Origin of the sequence: Streptomyces sp. CA-210063, assembly GCF_024612015.1 — a bacterium.
Lineage (GTDB): Bacteria > Actinomycetota > Actinomycetes > Streptomycetales > Streptomycetaceae > Streptomyces.
In genome coordinates this window covers 4,933,591-4,949,149 of record NZ_CP102512.1, presented here as the reverse complement: position 1 = coordinate 4,949,149, position 15,559 = coordinate 4,933,591, and the positions used below count along the sequence as shown (strand labels likewise).

Here is a 15,559-nt window from a genome sequence, read left to right as displayed (position 1 = left end):
GGCGGAGTGTGCAGGTGGTGACGGGCCCGACCTTGGTGCGGTCGGGCCCGTCATCTGTTTACCGGGAGCTATTCAGGCACCCTCAACGCGTTCGTCGTGCCGTGATCAACGGCGCCGTGTCCGCGATGTCGGTGATATCGGCATTGTCTGCGCGGCAGGCATGTGATCGTTGGGGCGGTCGGCCTGGGTGGCTTCCTGGGGTGGGGCGTACAACGGGAGATCTGCGGTGCGGCGCAGACGCCAGACGAGAACGTCGCTGACGGAATCGGCGGTGTCCAGTTCCCGGTCGGCGGCGGCCTCGGCGAGCAGGGCGCGGGGATTGTGGCCGGTGCGTTCGGCGTCGGCGAGGGTTGCGGCCAAGGCGTCCCAGCCGGTTTCGGCCAGGATGGTCTCGGCGAGGTCGGGAAGGGCGGCGCGCACGGTGGTGGCGTGGTGGCGGCGCAGAGGCGGGGCGATGTAGCGGCCACGTTCGCGCAGCACGGAGAGCGGTTCGGTGGCTGCCTGCTGGTAGGCGGCCCGCAGGTGCGCGGCGGTCCGGCGCGCTGCTTCGGCCTGCTGGGCGTGCTGACGTTGGGCGTGCCAGTGGGCGGCGGCGATGGCGAGGAACACCAAGGTGTCCAGGACCATCGCGGTGCTGGCCCCGTCTTCGCCCCGGCCGAATGCGGGCCCGCTGTAGACCAGGTCGCGGGCTGCCCGACGCAGGTCCTGCGCGTGGCGGAACTCGGCTCGGGTGTGGGAGCGGGAGGCACGCTCGAACTCCCATGCTGCCTGGCGCAGTTCGTCGCGGGTGTGGAGGGCCGAGGTCTTGGCGAGAGCATCGAGGACCTCGCCGGTGGCGGCGATCTGGGCGGCAACAGCGCCTTCGTCGCTGCTGTGGTCGAGGACGAGTACTGCCGCCCAGGCCGCGTGGGCGGTGGTGCGCCGAGCCGCGGCGGGTGCCGAGGACGCGGTAGAGCGTTCCGGCCGCTCGCTATCGGCGATCCCCAGGGGGGTGGAGTCGGTGGTGAAGCGTGCCTGGATCCGGGGCAGGGACAGGTCAGGGGCGAGCGTAGAGCCGGCGTAGTAGATCGGCTCCTTGTCCCCGTTGCGATCACCGGGCAAGGCGACCTTGTAGCCCTTCACGTCACCGGAGGGCAGGACCCTGGTACGCACAAGAAGCCCGGCGTCCTTGAGTCGTTCGAGGAACTCGTCGGTGGAGGCGGCACCGGCGACCGCGCGGCGCACGGTCTCGCGTAGCTCCTCGCGCGCAGCGCGGTCCCAGCCCAGGCGATCGGCTTTGTGCCGCTCGGCGCTGGTGGTGCGCTTCGCCGCAGTGCCGTCGCCAGGGGCAACACGATGGAGGTCGTAATCGGCTTCGATGAGGCGGGCTTCGGCCTGGGCGCGTTTGCCGGAGCGGTGGTGGTCGGGGCGGAGGCCGTCTTCGCGGACGAGGGTGGCGATGATGTGGATGTGGTCGTCCGCGTGGCGGACGGCGGCCCAGCGGCAGCCGGCGCCGTCGCCGGGGTCGATGCCGGTGGCCGCGACGATGCGGCGGGCGATGTCGGCCCACTGGTCGTCGGTCAGGATCGGGTCGTCGGGGGCGGCTCGCACCGAGCAGTGCCACACGTGCTGCTTCGGTCGCTGGTCTGCGTCGAGCAGGTGGAGGGGTTGGTCGAGGAGGTGAGCGAGGTCCTTCTTCGTGGCCGAGGGGTCGCGGCCGGGGTCGGGGGCCAGATGGTCGAAGGAGGCGACCAGGTGCGGGTCGACGTGCTCCTCGTGCGTGCCCTTGCCGTAGAGGTAGTGGAGCAGACCGAGGGTGCTGCTGCCCTGCCGGTGGATGCTGGGGATCAAGCCGCCTCACCCTCCTGCTCCCGGCGGTTGGCGACCCGGTCGACGGCCTTCTTCGCAGCATTGGCCGCGCGGTGGACGTCGGCGAGCACTTCCTTGAGGTAGGGCACATCGGCACCGGAGTTGAGCACCTTGGCCACCTGGTTGAGGTTGCTGCCGGCCCAGCCGAGCTGCCGGCGCATGGCGAACAGCTCCGTGAGCACATCGCGTTCGGTGGCGATGGTGACGGCGGTGCGGGACTGGTCGCGGGCTGCGGCCAGCGCGGAGTGGGCGAGGAAGCCGGCCACACTCATGCCGACGGCATCGGCGCCGGCCTGGATGATGGCGTGCTCGTGATCGCTGAGGCGGACGCTCTGCGCAGGACGCTGCTGCTTCTCGCGCAGACGCGCCTTCCCTTTGATCTTGGTCCGGCCTGTACGGCCGGCCTTTCCCGGCTGCGATCCGCCCTCGGTCGCAGCCTTCCCGTCCGGCGCCTCCTGGTGCCGGACGGGCCCCGCCACCCCCGGGGCGGGGTCGGGTTCGTGTGCTCCCCCTGCGGAGGAGTGTCCGAACCTCCAACTTGCTGCGCGGTTGTCCGGGGCGATGGGCGTCTCCTGCTGGTTGGTGTCTTCGTGGTGTCGGTCGTGCACGTGTGGTTCTCCGGGGTGTGGTCGGTAGAGGAGCTGAGCCGCCGAAGCGCCGAGCGATGGCAGATGAGGCCAGTGGCCGGAGCGATTCGGCGGTCGTGGGAGCTGCGGTAGGTGCCGTCAGGGGCAGGGCTGTGGTTGCGAGGAGCGCAACGGGGACCGGTCCCCAAAGCGCTGCGGTGCACGGTCCCCAGACTTGGGGACCGGGGCGCGACGCGCATCGGGGACGGTCCCCCTGGCACGTCGTCACGGGGACCGTCCCCCTTTCACCGCACGGTCCCGGTCCCGGCAGGGACCGAAGGGGCTGCTCCGGGGACCGCAATGAAAGTCCCTCTGAGCTGCGGTTTCAGAGGGGACCGGTCCCCGGCAGCCGTCGGCACGGTCCCCGGGACGCGGTCCCCGAAGTTCGTCGGGCCCGCATACGACCGGTTCGGGACTGACGTTCGTAACCCACGAAGCTGCGCGAGAAGCGAAGCCGGACCGCGTCACGCAGCTCGGTGTCGGTCCATCCGGGCAGCGGCGAGGTCGACGCGCGATGGGTGGGGAGTCGCACGTACGGCATTGCCCCGGGCGGCTCCGTCAGGGCTCGCTCTGCGTTGACGACACGGGGAGCCCACGGGGGCGCGGCACCAGTCGCACCGGACACCGAGCGCATCGGGGACGCCCTCGGCGACGGCGGCTTCGCGCGCAGCGCGGGTCGGGCGGTAGCGGGCCAACTCGGTACGAACGGCCGGCGGGATGCACGACCCGATCTCGCGCAGGCGCTCCTCGACGTCCCGAGGCCGGCCATCGCTGGTGATCTGCCGATGCGTCGACGGGGCGGCCATGCCGGCGGCGACAGCGTTCCGGGACCGGAGCAGCTCGGCACGCCAGGCGACCGGATCGTCGGGGTCGGCAGTGGGCGTGGGGTCGGTGTGTCGGTCGAGGCGGTCGCGTCGGTGGGCACGCCATCTGCGGGCGACGTCCACGGGCAAGATCGGGTACGGCGAGTCGAGGATGTGGGACCGTATCGCTTCGCGGACGTCCCAGCCGTGGTCCGTGGCGAAGGGCACGTCGTCGAGCAGTTCCTGCCACTGGGCGATCTGGTCACGGGCGTCGCCCGTGCCGGTGCGGATGGTGCGGGGGTCGAGGCGTCCGATGAAGGCGAGGACGGCGGCGACTTCGCGTCGGTTCAAAGGCGGGTTACTCCGTTCCTGTCGGTTCGTCGAGGGCGGCGAGCAGGGCGGCCATGTGCGCCTCGGAGCGCGTCATGCCAGTGGCTGCGCTGGGCGTGCCGCCGGGCAGGGCGTAGAGGTTGGGGCGGCCAGGGGTGGGGGTGTGTTCCCGGGCGATCCACGCGCGCCAGTCGGCGGCCCACGCGGCGGCGGTGCGGGGCGCCCATGGAGCCCGGTAGGTGCGCCACTTCTCGTCGGCGGCGTACAGGGCGTGCTCGCCGAGTCGGTCGAGATGGCCGTGGTGCTGCAGCCAGGAACGGGTGTCGTCGTCGATGTGCCACTCGGTGGCGGAGATGAGCGGGGCAGAGCTGCTGCTGCTCTTACCGTTCACCTTCGGTTCTCTTCTGTTCTGGGGGCCGGAATCTGCACCCCCATCGGGTCGGAATCCGTACCCCTCGGGGGCCGGATTCCGTTCCCCGGGGTCGGATTCTGATCCCCTCTCGAAGTGTTCGGCAGGGTCGGATTCCGGTCCCCCGAGGGTCGGATTCCGCCCCCCTTGGGGGACCGGATTCCGGTCCCCTTCCCGAGGCTGGTCCGCGAGGAACCGGGCGGCAACCGGGAGGAGGTAGTACGTCTCTCCCCGTGGCCCCTTGCGGTCCGGGAGCTGCACCAGCTCGCCGCTGGCGATCAGCTTGGTCAGCGCGTCGCGCACGGCGGTGCGGGAGGCGTTGGCGCGTTTCATGAGGGTGGGCACGGACGCGTACGCGATGCAGTGCCGGTCGCGGCACCGGTCGGCGATCAGGGCGAGGACCATGCGGGCGGTGCCCTTGCTGCGGCTGTGGTCCCATACCCATTCGCGGGCGTCGTAGCTCATCGGGCGGCGGCTCCTAGGTCAGGACGGGGAGGTGCGATCGACCCTCGTCGGGCGGTGCACAGGGAGGGGGTTGCACACAGCCCCGGTCCGAAGGCGCGGGGGAGGGCTGGTGGCGTCGTATAGCCAAGACAGCCACACCCATGCCGCACAAGTCCAGCATTCCGCCGGGAAATCAGACAGCTGACGGCGAACGTGTGCTGCGAGGCAGGAACAAAACCATAAACCCGGATCGCCGGTTGCCGAAATAATGCACCGTCAGGTGAAGCCAGAAGCATCACATCGGGAACCCGTTGACTCCCGCTGAGAGTGCAAGCTACAACACAACACCCCACGTCAGAGCATGTCATCGGGCTGGTGAAGGCACCGCCAACCGGATACTCGGAACCCAGCCCAGAGGTAAGCCCCGCCCGTTCGCCGGGCGCAACATAGCCGACGATCGCCGGTTAACCAAACCGGCGAATGGAAGCTACAAATGGAGCCATGGCAGCACGATCCCTGGAAATCGGTCCGGCCGGAATTCGGACCGCTCGCACCATCGAAATTCTCCGCACCGAACGCGGCCTCGCCCAGCGCGAGCTCGCCGCCCGCGTCACCGCCCTCGGCCGTCCGATGACCAACACGATGCTGTCCCGCATCGAACGCGCCCAACGCCGCTGTGACATCGACGACCTCGTCGCCCTCGCCCAGGCTCTCCGGGTCTCGCCCCTGGCCCTCCTCCACGGGATCCGCGCCGCGTAGTTCCAGGCGACGCCCGCCGAACGGCCTGCCACACCGCACCAGCCCGAGTAAAGGACCCAACGCCCTTGCGTCGACCCGCAATACCCCGTGCCCTTTCCCGCTCCCAGTGCACCGCCCACACCGCGCAGGAGGTGACCGCGAATGGCTGACCGCCTCCTGACCGTGGCCGAGGCCGGCGACATGCTCGGCACGGGTGAGCGCTTCGTCCGCCGCCTGATCGCCGAGCGCCGCATCCGCTACGTGAAGCTCGGCCGCCCGGTCCGCATCCCCGAGAGCGCGATCACCGAGTACGTCGAGGCGCGCACCGTCGAGCCGGTCCGCCGCATCCGTGCCCGCTACGGGAAGGCGGCCTGATGGCGGCACGCAAGCCGCAGCGGCGGCGCGAGTTCGGCACGGTACGCAAGCTCGCCTCCGGCCGATGGCAGGCCCGCTACCTCGGACCGGACGGCCAGCGGCACAAGGCACCGGAGACGTTCGAGACCAAGTCTGACGCCCAGGACTGGCTCAACCTCGTCCGCGCAGACATCGAGCGCAGCACATGGAGCGACCCGGACGTCGGCGCGATCAACTTCGAGAAGTACACACTCCGTTGGCTGGAGGAACGTGGTCTGGCTCCCACCACCGTCGACCGCTACGACGGACTGCTCCGCCTCCATATCCTGCCGACGTTTGGCGGCAAGGACCTGGACGAGATCACCCCGCCCGCCGTCCGCACATGGCGAGCCGAGCGTATGAAGGCGACCGGTGCCACCACGGTCGCCAAGTCGTACCGTCTGCTGAAGGCCATCCTTCAGACCGCGGTCGACGACGACCTCATCCGCAGCAACCCATGCCGCATCAAGGGCGCCGGCAAGGAGGAGGCCGACGAGCGTCCCACCGCCACCATCGAGCAGGTCTTCGACCTCGCCGACGCCGTGGGACCGCGCTGGCGCCTGATGGTCCTGCTCGGCGCCTTCGCCTCCCTCCGCCCGGAGGAGCTGGCTGAACTACGCCGTCGCAGTGTCGATCTCGACGAATGCTCCCTGCGCGTCACGCAGGCTTCGCCGGAGCTGACGAACGGCAGGCGCGTCACCGGCGACCCCAAGACCCGGGCGGGAAAGCGCACCGTCTACCTGCCCGACTTTCTGCTCCCGGAACTGCGTCGCCACCTTCAGTGGTTCGCCGAGAAGGAGCGGGACGGACTCCTCTTCATCGGGGAGAAGGGCGCACCCTTCCGCCGCTCGACCTTCGGCCGCAAATGGCGCAAGGCGAGGACCAAGGTCGGCATGCCGGATAACTTTCGCTTCTACGACCTCCGCCACACCGGCAACACCCTCGCCGCCGACACGGGAGCCAAGCTGAAGGACCTCATGGTCCGCGCCGGCCAGTCCTCGGAGCGGGCCCAGCTGATCTACCAGCACTCGACGACGAAGCACCAGCGCAGGCTGGCACAAGGCATCGACGCCGAGGTACGGCAGCAGCTGCGAAGCCCGGACGCTGCTGAGGGGCGGCACGCCGAGGAAGCGTGACAACCGTGGCCGTACGGATCCCGGTTGGACAGGTCTTGGCCGGGGTCCGTACGGCAGTAGCCGCTCCGTGACAGCCTCTGCAGCACCGTGCGCCCCTCGTGCCCCCTTGAGGGTTGGCCTCGGTTGAGATCAGCTTTCCCTGTATGTACTGACACGGGAGTTGAGGTCGGCCTTGGCCGACCCTTCTGGAGGGGGAACGATGGCGGTCAAGGTTCTTCCCGCGTTGCCTGCGCAGGTCGAGTTGATCGACAAGGCCGTGGCGCTGGGCGATCGCTACACGAAGACGCTGGGGCTGCTGACGCCTCCCGCGTATCGACAGGCGGCGGAGAACGGAGGGCTCCTGGTCGCCGTCGAAGCGGACGAAGTGATCGGCTACGCGCTGTTCGGGCTCCCGAAGAGGAGTGCCCATATACGTCTCGCCCACCTATGCGTTGCGGAGGAACAGCGCGGCCGGGGTATCGCCCGACTGCTGGTGGAGGCCATCAAGCAGCGCTATCCCCAACGGCTCGGCATCAAGGCCAAATGCCGACGGGACTACGAACTCAGCGACATGTGGACGAGCCTGGGGTTCGTCCCGAACGGCGAGGTGCGCGGACGCGGCCGGGATGGAGAGATCCTCGACGGATGGTGGCTGGACCTCGGGCACCCGGACCTGTTCACGGAGGTGGAGAGCGACGCGCTGTTGGTGGTGACCGTCGACCACGGAGTCTTCGCCGATCTGCGCGGACTCGCCGAAACGACCGATGCGGAGGAGTCCCGCGCGCTGGAGGCGGGCTGGATGACGGACCTCGTCGAACTCGCCTACACGCCCCAGCTGGTCCACCAGATCCGGGACGTCGGCGATACCGCCGAGCGTCAGCACCAGCGGGCAGCGCTCCACGGCCTACGCCAGCTCACCCCTGCCTCCGAGGCCGTGGCCGAACGAACGGCTGAGCTGCTGAAGGCCGCCTCGGAGTCGCTTCCCGACCTCCCCGTCGACGCGACACTCCGACGCTGCCTGCACTACGTGGCCGAGACATCGTGCGCCGGCCTTCAAGTCCTGGCCACCCGGAACCCGCTCCTGTCCCGTCTTGCCGACGTGGCTTGGGAAGTCGCCCGTGTCCGCGTCGTATCGCCCTCCACCGTGACGCTCCACGTGGATGAATTGCGGCAGGCCCAGGTGTATCGCCCGGCCGATCTGATGGGCACGGAGTTCCGGTCGAGTGAGGTGGCACCAGGTGCGGAGGACGAGCTGGTCGCCTTCTTCAACCAGTCGGGCGGCGACGACGGCTCGGCCTTCGCCGAGCGCCTTCGGTCGCTCACGGATGACACGGTCGCGTGGCGTCGCGAGCTGCTGAGGGACGGCCAGGGCCACCCAGTCGCCCTCTACGCATGGGCGTTGGACGGCCGGACGCTGATCGTCCCCGTGCTCCGCACCGCGGATCATCCGCTGGAAGAGACTCTGGCCAGGCAGATCCTCTTCCTGCTGAAGCGTCAGGGGCGCGACTGCGGGGCGGAGACCGTACGCATCAGCGACCCGTATCTCCCAGCGGTTGCCAAGGCCGCCGCTGGGGACGACGGCTTCTTCGAGCACGACGGCAAGTTCGTTGCTCTCCTGGTGGACGTGTGCGGTACGGCAGCCGAGGTGGAGGCGGTGGCCGGCGGACTCGCTCGTGAGCTGACCGTGGAGGCGACTGCCTTGCACGCGCAGATGCCGGCCGAGGTGGCCGCCGTGGTAGAGCGCGCCTGGTGGCCGGCGAAGGTCATCGACTCCGAGTTGCCGTCCTTCCTGCTGCCGATCAAGCCGCGCTGGTCCACCGAGCTGTTCAACGTTCCGGCCATGCTCCTGCTGCGCAGCCACGTCCTCGGCATCAGCAGGGAGCACGTCTACTACCGTTCCTCGGGGCGCCGAGGCGAAAGCGTTCCTGCCCGCCTCCTTTGGTACGTCAGCGACGGGGGCGCCCACGTGGACGGCCAGATGGTGGTGGGGAGTTCGCGCCTCGACGAGGTGCTTATCGACATACCCGACGCCCTCTTCTCGAAATTCGAACACCTGGGCGTATATGGTCGGGCGGAGGTACAAGAAGCCGCTGATGCCTCCGGCCACGCCATGGCGCTGAGGTTCTCGGACACCGAGATCTTTCCCAAGCCGGTGACGCTGCGGCGATTGAGCTCGCTGGCCAGGGAGCTAGGACTACCGTGGTCGTCGAACATGCTGATCTCGCTGTCGAAGATCAGCAACGAGCTGTTTCAGGCGGTCTACAAAGAGGGGCACCGAAAGACGTGAACGATCCGGAACGCGCGATGCTGCTGTCCGTCCACCCGCGCTTCGCCACCGCGATCCTGGCCGGCAGCAAGACGGTGGAGGTCCGCCGCCAACGCGTCGCAGCCCCTCCCGGAACCCGAGTTCTGCTCTACGCGACCGCGCCCACCATGGCCTTGGTGGGCATGGCGCGCATTGCCGCGGTACATGTCGCCTCTCCCAAGGAGGTCTGGTTGGCCCACCGCAGCCAGACGGGGATCACCCGGCGCGAGTACGACGCCTACATGAACGGTGCGACCCAGGCGAGTGGTCTGACGCTGGAGGATCCGGTTTCCTTTGACGAACCGGTGACACTCGGGGCATTGCGGGCTGCGGGGACGTTCCACCCTCCCCAGAGTTACCGCTACATGAAGGGCGATGACCTTCGTCAGGTGGCGGTTGCAGGACCGGTCGTAGGCACCGCTCTTCGTGAGGTGCTGGGAGACCTGGTGCCTGCGTAAGGTCGCGGTCGGAGTCCTGCGCGCTCGGAGATTCTGGTGCGGGACTTGCCGTACATGATCAGCCGAAGAGCAGCGTCGCCCAGGGCTGAGCCGGAACCACGCCGCCGTGGTGTGAGCACGCACCTCGTCGGCCGATTGAAGTGGACGGCCATCCGTCGGCGCAGTGAGCAGGCGACGGCATCTCGACCCGTCTGACTTCGGTGGGCGCCCGTTCTATCCGGGAGGCAGCGGCGGCGAAATCGGCCCCGAAGCACTCTCGGTGATCGAGAACAACGCGTGCTGCCTGCCCGGCCAAGGCCCGCTTCTCGGAGTACGCCCTGGATATGTCCAGCTCGGTCGCGGAGATGGCATCGAGGCTTCCCAGGTCTTCGGGGAACTCCGCCCCGAGCTGCAGGATGCTGATGTTCGGGTCGCCGGCGAAGACCATGGGAATCCGCACGGCGCGGGCCTTGTCGCTCAGGGCCAGTGCCTGGGTCCGGTGTGGCTGGCACATGGACTCGTGCTCATCGTCCTTCCATCCGTTCCAGATGCCGACACCGAGGCCGGCGAACACGGCCACGGTGACGAGGGCGACCACAGTAAGGATGGCCCGTCGCTCCCGTTCCGCCTGCTGTCTTGCTCTCTCGGCCCGAGCCCTCGCCTCCTCTGCGGCGGCTTTGCGTTCTGCTCCAGTGGCATGGTGTCGGCAGCCCTTCCCGATCTCCTGCGGGAGCTTGCATGGCGACCCCTTCTTCGTGGGGCGACCACAGCGCGCTGCCGCTCGGCGCCTTCGGGAACGGTCGTACCTGGTGGACATGCCGGGCATTGTGAACCACCCGGCCACACCGGCGCCGCGCAACCGGCCCTTTGCGTAAGCGACTTGGTCGCCATTTGCTCGACCTGTGGCGCGGGTCACATGAAATGCGTCTCGCCATTTGAGACGAACGAGGGTCGGGTGGCGCAAAGTGATGCCCGCAGACCCTGGGGATGGCCGCTCGGCCCCGACTTAGGGCGCGCAGAGGGCACGCCACCCCCAAATTGGTCTAGACAACAAGCAAACCCCAGGCCACTGACCTGGGGTTTCAGTATGGAGCGGGTGACGAGAATCGAACTCGCGCTCTCAGCTTGGGAAGCTGATGTTCTACCATTAAACTACACCCGCGTAAGACGCCGGTCGGTGCCGGTGTCGGAACGCGTCGTTACTTTACCTCATGTCGGGCCCCGCGCGCTGAAGGCGTGGGGCCCGGATGTGTTTGCGGGGTGGGGACGGGGCTGCGGGGCGCGGGAGTTGGGGCGTACGGTGGAGGCGGGGCAGAGGGTCTGGGTGGGCCTTCGACGGGATCGGAGTGCCGCCTGGAGGGCCGTCCCAATCATCCCGTAATGTGGCTTTCGTCGTCAGGTCGACGTAGGTCGACAGCCAGACGCGGCTCTTGGGGAAGGGACTCTTGGACTTGATGGAGCGCACCGTCGTCCGATGTGCCGATGGGCACGTGTTCAGCACCGCTTCGTTCCCGATGCAGCAGGCCGAGCGCCTGGGACCTGGTCGGCTCATGCGCTGCCCACGCTGCGCCCGGCTGCGCAGTGTCGTGCCGGTGCCGGTGGCGTTGGGGAAGCGGTAGCAGTCAGCAGTAGCCGAGGCGCGCGGGTCCGTCCTGATGGTGGGCGGTCCGCGCGTCTTGCGTATTCTCGGGGCGTGCTTCTCTCAGACAAAGACATCCGGGCCGAGATCGATGCCGGCCGGGTGCGGATCGAACCGTACGACGAATCCATGGTGCAGCCGTCGAGCGTCGACGTGCGTCTCGACCGCTTCTTCCGGGTGTTCGAGAACCACCGCTATCCACACATCGACCCGTCCATCGAGCAGGCCGATCTCACGCGGCTCGTGGAGCCCGAGGGGGATGAGCCGTTCATCCTGCATCCGGGCGAGTTCGTGCTCGCGAGTACGTACGAGGTCATCACCCTTCCCGACGATCTCGCCTCGCGGCTGGAGGGCAAGAGCTCGCTGGGGCGGCTCGGGCTCGTCACCCACTCCACCGCCGGGTTCATCGATCCCGGGTTCTCCGGGCACGTGACCCTTGAGCTGTCGAATCTCGCGACGCTGCCGATCAAGCTGTGGCCGGGGATGAAGATCGGGCAGCTGTGCCTGTTCCGGCTCAGTTCGCCGGCCGAGTTCCCCTACGGCAGTGAGCGGTACGGGTCGCGGTACCAGGGGCAGCGGGGGCCGACCGCTTCCCGGTCCTTCCTCAACTTCCACCGGACGCAGGTGTGAGCATGGCCCAGGCCCGCGAGAACCTCACCTACGAGGCTTTCGGCACCGCCGTGCGTGAGCTCGCGCAGGCCATCGCCGACGACGGGTACGAGCCCGACATAGTGCTGTCCATCGCCCGGGGCGGGGTCTTCGTGGCCGGAGGGCTCGCCTACGCCCTGGACTGCAAGAACATCCACCTCGTGAACGTCGAGTTCTACACCGGCGTGGGCACGACGCTCGACATGCCCGTCATGCTCGCGCCCGTCCCGAACGCGATCGACTTCTCCGACAAGAAGGTTCTGATCACGGACGACGTGGCCGACACGGGCAAGACGCTCAAGCTCGTCCACGCCTTCTGCCTCGACGCCGTGGCGGAGGTGCGGTCCGCCGTGATCTATGAGAAGTCCCACTCTCTCGTGAAGTGCGAGTACGTGTGGAAGCGGACCGATGAGTGGATCAACTTCCCTTGGAGTGTCGAGCCGCCGGTGGTGAGGAGAGTCGGGCAGGTTCTCGACGCCTGAGTCCAGCGATGCAGGGACAGCAGGGACAGCAGGGACATACGAGGGGGGCTCCCGGCACATGCCGGGAGCCCCCCTCGTCGTCACCGGCTAGAACGTACCCAGCTTGATCAGCGACAGGATCGCCACCAGCTGGATCGCGGAGGCGCCCAGGGCCTTCGGCCACGGGAGGTCGTGGGACTTGGAGACCATCAGGGTCAGCAGGGCTCCGGCGGCGATCCAGGTGATCCAGCCGAGGATCTGGACGAAGGAGGCGTCGCCGCCCGCGAACATCGCGACGACCAGGCGGGGCGCGTCCGTCAGGGCCATGATCAGCATGGAGAGGCCGGCCGTGGGCTGCCAGGCGCCGTCGCCGCCGAGCTGGCGGGCCAGGGTGTGGGTGACCACACCCAGGATCAGGGTGCTCACCACCATCGTCACGGCGGTGACGAGCACGATCGGTACGGCGTTCGACAGCGTCGCGTTGATCACGTCTTCGCGGGCCGTGTCGAAGCCGAAGACGGCCAGCAGGCCGTACAGGAACGTCACGATGAGGGCGGGGCCCCACACCGCGTAGTCGCGCATCACCAGGAACGTCTGGTTCGGGCTGGTGACGATGCCTTTGAGGAGGGCCTTCCAGGGCAGCCGCGGACCGAGCGGGGCCGCCGGGGCCTGGCCCGCGCGGTAGGGCTCGCTCTGGTGGTACGGGTCCTCGCCGACGGCGAACATCTGGGTGTGCCCCGGGTTGTTGGCCGCGTACGGGTCCGCGCCGCCGCCGTGCGGGTGCGAGCCGTCGTCGCCGAAGTACTCCGGCTCGCCATGGTTCCCGTGGGCCCCGTGGTTGCCGTGGGTCCCGTAATTACCGGGGTGACCGCCGCCGTGCGTCTGGGGCCAGCCCTGGCCGCCGCCCCGGCCGCCGCCGTACGGCGGTTGCGGGGGCGTCTGGGGGTAGCCGTACGACGGGCCGCCTGCCTGCGGGGCCTGCTGTCCGTACGGAGGGTTTTGCGGTCGCGCTTGAGGAGCGCGGTTGTCCCGGCCGCGTCCGATCCTGAATCCAGCCACGTCATCGAACGTACCTGGTCCCGGGCAGCCGCGTGCCGGGCCGGGGCCAACCGGCCCGGCTTTGCGGCCGAGCTGTGACATCCCCTAAGGGATCGTCAGGGATGTGTGAGGGGTTCGGTCGGGGATGCGCTCAGGGGTGCGTTCAGGGACGTGCTCAGGGTGCGTAAGGGCTGGTCCCAGGGCCGGGAAGGGGGCGGCCCTGGGACCGAGACCGACCAGCCCTGGTTCCCGGCGCCGGGCAGGGGACGGCCCTGGGACCAGCCCTGGTTCCCGCCCCGGCCGTCCGTCTCAGTGGCTGCTCAGGTATCTGCCGTACGACAGTGCCGTCGTGGGGGACGGGAGGCCCAGGTTCTTCGGGGTGAGGGCGTAGGAGCCCGTCACCGAGGTCTTCGGGAAGACCCAGACGCCGCCGGAGTTCGTGTTCTCGCCCGGGGTGCCGACGGCCGTGTCCGGGATGCCGTCCTTGTCGTAGTCGCCGGTGGCGACGGCCGTGCCGAAGCCGTCGGAGGTCTCGGCGGCGCCGGGGACGCGGGGCCGGTCCTGGTGGTACTGGACGGACGACGCCTCGCCGTACCGGTCGACGATGCCGCCGGCGTGGCCCAGCAGGAGCGTGGCCGCGCCGGCCGCCCTCCGGCTGCCGATGGCCTCGCCGGGGGCGCCCGCGACCAGGTCGTCGCGGCCGTCGCCGTTGAAGTCCAGTACGGCGAGGGACGCGCCGAAGCGGTCGCCGTCCTCGGCGACGCCGTACACGCCGACCGTGTCCTGGTTGAGGGTCTGGGAGCGATAGCCGAAGGAGTTCGCGTCCCCGTACTCGATGTGGATGCCGCCGCCCTTGGCGTACGACTCCGGGCCGCACGGGTCGTCGATGTTCTCGTCGGCGATCTCGCGGCACTCGCCGAGGGCCAGGTCGTCCAGGCCGTCGCCGTCGAAGTCGCCGACGGCGAGCGCGGAGGCGGCGCCGTTGCTCGAGTTCCACGTGTTGGCCATGCGCTGCTCGGCGGGGTCCCACGCCCACAGCCGTACGTGGGACTGGGTGTAGGGGGCGTTGATGGTGTGGAAGGCGAGGGCCAGGTCGTCCGTGCCGTCGGCGGTGAAGTCGCCGGTGGCGAGGAGCGGGGCGCGGCCGCCCATGGGGGTGGCCAGGACGGTCGTGACGACGACGTCCTCACCGCCGTCGACGACGGCGCGCAGAACGACCTTGTCCCGGCCGCCGACCACGATGTCCCGGCCGCCGTCGCCGGTCAGGTCCGCCGCCGCGACCGACCAGCCGTACGCCGACTTCGCCGACGGGCCGGTGAGGACGGTGGACCCCGGGCCGGTGCCGCTCTTCGCGCCGCCGACGACGGTGACCGAGCCCGCGTCCACGCCACGGCCGGTGACGTCCTCGCCGGGCGCGCCGACGACCAGCTCCGCCACGCCGTCGCCGCTCAGGTCCTCCAGCGCCACGGCCGCGCCGAAGCGGTCGCCCGCCTCCGGGGTGCCGGGGACCTCGGCGGTGGCCTGGCCGACCCGGATGCCTCCGTGTCTGCCCAGGCCCTTCGCGCCGCCCCAGACGACGTTCACATAGCCGGCCTTCGCCTTGCCGTTCACGGTCGCGTCGGGGACGCCGACGGCCAGGTCCGCGTAACCGTCGCCGTTGAAGTCGCTGGTCACGGGGGTGGGCTGGGCGGCTGCCGGGTGGGTGCCGAGGGTGAGGGCCACGGCCGCCGTGGTGGCGGTGGCGGCGGCCAGGGCGTACGTCCGTCTGCGCACGGGGGGCTCCAGGTGGGTGGCCGGATGTCGGGGTCATGGCTGGTTCACCTGTGTGACACCTGGAGGCCGTACGGGGTTGTGCGCGTGGGTGGGCGGGAGGGTTCCGTCGTTGTCCCGGAGGGTGCTGGGGGATGCTGGGGGCTACGACCAGAACTCGCTCTCCTTGTCCATGTCCTCCTGGCATTCGTCGATGTCCGTGAACTTGTCTCCGACGATCCGGAAGACGAGACAGCCGTTCTGTTCGAGGCGCTTGCCGTTGCGCTCGGCCGTGTAGCGGTGCACGGAGACCGCGTGGCCCCGGCCGTCCACGCAGACATGGCTCAGCTGGACGTTGAACGTCCCGTCGGTCTCCTGGAAGAGCCGCTGGTACAGGTCGATGATCGAGTTCTGGCCCTTGTAGTCGCCCGACAGGAGGTGGCTGCCGGGGACGTGGTGGGTGCAGTCCGAGGCCATCATGCCGCGGAGGCTGTCCATGTCGCCGCGTGTGAAGGCCTCGTAGCCCTTGCGGACGAGCGCTGCGTTCGGGTGTTCGGCCATGGGGATCGCCGGCTT

General features: G+C 69.3%; 15 protein-coding genes and 1 tRNA gene. 7 read left to right on the top strand and 9 right to left on the bottom strand.

Annotated features, from left to right (window positions below; genetic code table 11):
- Positions 1–105: 105 nt before the first annotated feature.
- From JIX56_RS21420 to JIX56_RS21405, 4 genes are all read right to left on the bottom strand, one after another.
- Positions 106–1,830, bottom strand: a complete 1,725-nt coding sequence (locus tag JIX56_RS21420; protein ID WP_257542822.1) for a relaxase/mobilization nuclease domain-containing protein — start codon at positions 1,828–1,830, stop codon at positions 106–108.
- Complete coding sequence (locus JIX56_RS21415) at positions 1,827–2,456, bottom strand: plasmid mobilization protein (protein WP_257542821.1); 630 nt, start codon at positions 2,454–2,456, stop codon at positions 1,827–1,829. The genes JIX56_RS21420 and JIX56_RS21415 overlap by 4 nt, the downstream gene beginning before the upstream one ends.
- Before the next feature lie 482 nt (positions 2,457–2,938).
- A complete protein-coding gene (locus JIX56_RS21410) occupies positions 2,939–3,628 on the bottom strand; it encodes a zinc finger domain-containing protein (RefSeq protein ID WP_257542820.1) in 690 nt (229 codons plus the stop codon).
- Positions 3,629–3,635: 7 nt separating this feature from the next.
- Positions 3,636–4,481: a helix-turn-helix domain-containing protein gene (locus JIX56_RS21405; RefSeq protein ID WP_257542819.1), complete on the bottom strand. Its 846-nt coding sequence runs from the start codon at positions 4,479–4,481 to the stop codon at positions 3,636–3,638.
- A gap of 480 nt (positions 4,482–4,961) precedes the next feature.
- On the opposite strand from JIX56_RS21405, the gene JIX56_RS21400 reads away from it, so the two are divergent.
- From JIX56_RS21400 to JIX56_RS21380, 5 genes are all read left to right on the top strand, one after another.
- A complete protein-coding gene (locus tag JIX56_RS21400; protein ID WP_143640031.1) occupies positions 4,962–5,219 on the top strand; it encodes a helix-turn-helix domain-containing protein in 258 nt (85 codons plus the stop codon).
- A 141-nt stretch (positions 5,220–5,360) separates the two neighbouring features.
- The gene (locus JIX56_RS21395) at positions 5,361–5,573 is read left to right on the top strand and encodes a helix-turn-helix domain-containing protein (RefSeq protein WP_210551118.1); all 213 of its coding nucleotides are present in this window, start codon (positions 5,361–5,363) and stop codon (positions 5,571–5,573) included.
- Positions 5,573–6,727 (top strand): tyrosine-type recombinase/integrase, encoded by a 1,155-nt coding sequence (locus JIX56_RS21390; protein ID WP_257542818.1) that lies wholly within the window; start codon positions 5,573–5,575, stop codon positions 6,725–6,727. The genes JIX56_RS21395 and JIX56_RS21390 overlap by 1 nt, the downstream gene beginning before the upstream one ends.
- Before the next feature lie 199 nt (positions 6,728–6,926).
- A complete protein-coding gene (locus JIX56_RS21385; RefSeq protein WP_257542817.1) occupies positions 6,927–8,993 on the top strand; it encodes a GNAT family N-acetyltransferase in 2,067 nt (688 codons plus the stop codon).
- Complete coding sequence (locus JIX56_RS21380; protein ID WP_257542816.1) at positions 8,990–9,469, top strand: ASCH domain-containing protein; 480 nt, start codon at positions 8,990–8,992, stop codon at positions 9,467–9,469. Before JIX56_RS21385 ends, JIX56_RS21380 begins: the two co-directional genes overlap by 4 nt.
- 58 nt (positions 9,470–9,527) lie before the next feature.
- Here JIX56_RS21380 and JIX56_RS21375 read toward each other — a convergent pair whose 3' ends face one another.
- Together JIX56_RS21375 and JIX56_RS21370 are read right to left on the bottom strand one after the other, a co-directional pair.
- Positions 9,528–10,046, bottom strand: a complete 519-nt coding sequence (locus JIX56_RS21375; RefSeq protein WP_257542815.1) for a DUF3761 domain-containing protein — start codon at positions 10,044–10,046, stop codon at positions 9,528–9,530.
- A gap of 490 nt (positions 10,047–10,536) precedes the next feature.
- A tRNA-Gly gene (locus JIX56_RS21370) sits at positions 10,537–10,610 on the bottom strand.
- A gap of 531 nt (positions 10,611–11,141) precedes the next feature.
- Here JIX56_RS21370 and dcd point away from each other — a divergent pair.
- Both dcd and JIX56_RS21360 read left to right on the top strand, forming a co-directional pair.
- Positions 11,142–11,717: a dCTP deaminase gene (gene dcd / locus JIX56_RS21365; protein ID WP_257542814.1), complete on the top strand. Its 576-nt coding sequence runs from the start codon at positions 11,142–11,144 to the stop codon at positions 11,715–11,717.
- A gap of 2 nt (positions 11,718–11,719) precedes the next feature.
- The gene (locus JIX56_RS21360; protein WP_257542813.1) at positions 11,720–12,217 is read left to right on the top strand and encodes a phosphoribosyltransferase; all 498 of its coding nucleotides are present in this window, start codon (positions 11,720–11,722) and stop codon (positions 12,215–12,217) included.
- An 87-nt stretch (positions 12,218–12,304) separates the two neighbouring features.
- Here the strand turns inward: JIX56_RS21360 and JIX56_RS21355 are convergent, their stop codons facing one another.
- The 3 genes from JIX56_RS21355 to JIX56_RS21345 all read right to left on the bottom strand — a co-directional run bounded on the left by JIX56_RS21355 (position 12,305) and on the right by JIX56_RS21345 (position 15,544).
- Positions 12,305–13,336 (bottom strand): Yip1 family protein, encoded by a 1,032-nt coding sequence (locus JIX56_RS21355; RefSeq protein WP_257542812.1) that lies wholly within the window; start codon positions 13,334–13,336, stop codon positions 12,305–12,307.
- 207 nt (positions 13,337–13,543) lie between these two features.
- Positions 13,544–15,007: an FG-GAP-like repeat-containing protein gene (locus tag JIX56_RS21350; protein WP_257542811.1), complete on the bottom strand. Its 1,464-nt coding sequence runs from the start codon at positions 15,005–15,007 to the stop codon at positions 13,544–13,546.
- Positions 15,008–15,148: 141 nt separating this feature from the next.
- Entirely contained in the window at positions 15,149–15,544 is a 396-nt protein-coding gene (locus JIX56_RS21345; protein ID WP_257551005.1) for a nuclear transport factor 2 family protein, read from the bottom strand.
- Positions 15,545–15,559 lie beyond the last annotated feature (15 nt).

What these genes read in the sequence shown, in the direction of transcription:
- JIX56_RS21405 (WP_257542819.1), bottom strand. Translation starts at nt 4,481, where the DNA reads ATGAGCTACGACGCCCGCGAATGGGTATGGGACCACAGCCGCAGCAAG.
- JIX56_RS21395 (WP_210551118.1), top strand. Translation starts at nt 5,361, where the DNA reads ATGGCTGACCGCCTCCTGACCGTGGCCGAGGCCGGCGACATGCTCGGC.
- JIX56_RS21345 (WP_257551005.1), bottom strand. Translation starts at nt 15,544, where the DNA reads ATGGCCGAACACCCGAACGCAGCGCTCGTCCGCAAGGGCTACGAGGCC.
- JIX56_RS21390 (WP_257542818.1), top strand. Translation starts at nt 5,573, where the DNA reads ATGGCGGCACGCAAGCCGCAGCGGCGGCGCGAGTTCGGCACGGTACGC.
- JIX56_RS21400 (WP_143640031.1), top strand. Translation starts at nt 4,962, where the DNA reads ATGGCAGCACGATCCCTGGAAATCGGTCCGGCCGGAATTCGGACCGCT.
- JIX56_RS21385 (WP_257542817.1), top strand. Translation starts at nt 6,927, where the DNA reads ATGGCGGTCAAGGTTCTTCCCGCGTTGCCTGCGCAGGTCGAGTTGATC.
- JIX56_RS21355 (WP_257542812.1), bottom strand. Translation starts at nt 13,336, where the DNA reads ATGTCACAGCTCGGCCGCAAAGCCGGGCCGGTTGGCCCCGGCCCGGCA.
- JIX56_RS21360 (WP_257542813.1), top strand. Translation starts at nt 11,720, where the DNA reads ATGGCCCAGGCCCGCGAGAACCTCACCTACGAGGCTTTCGGCACCGCC.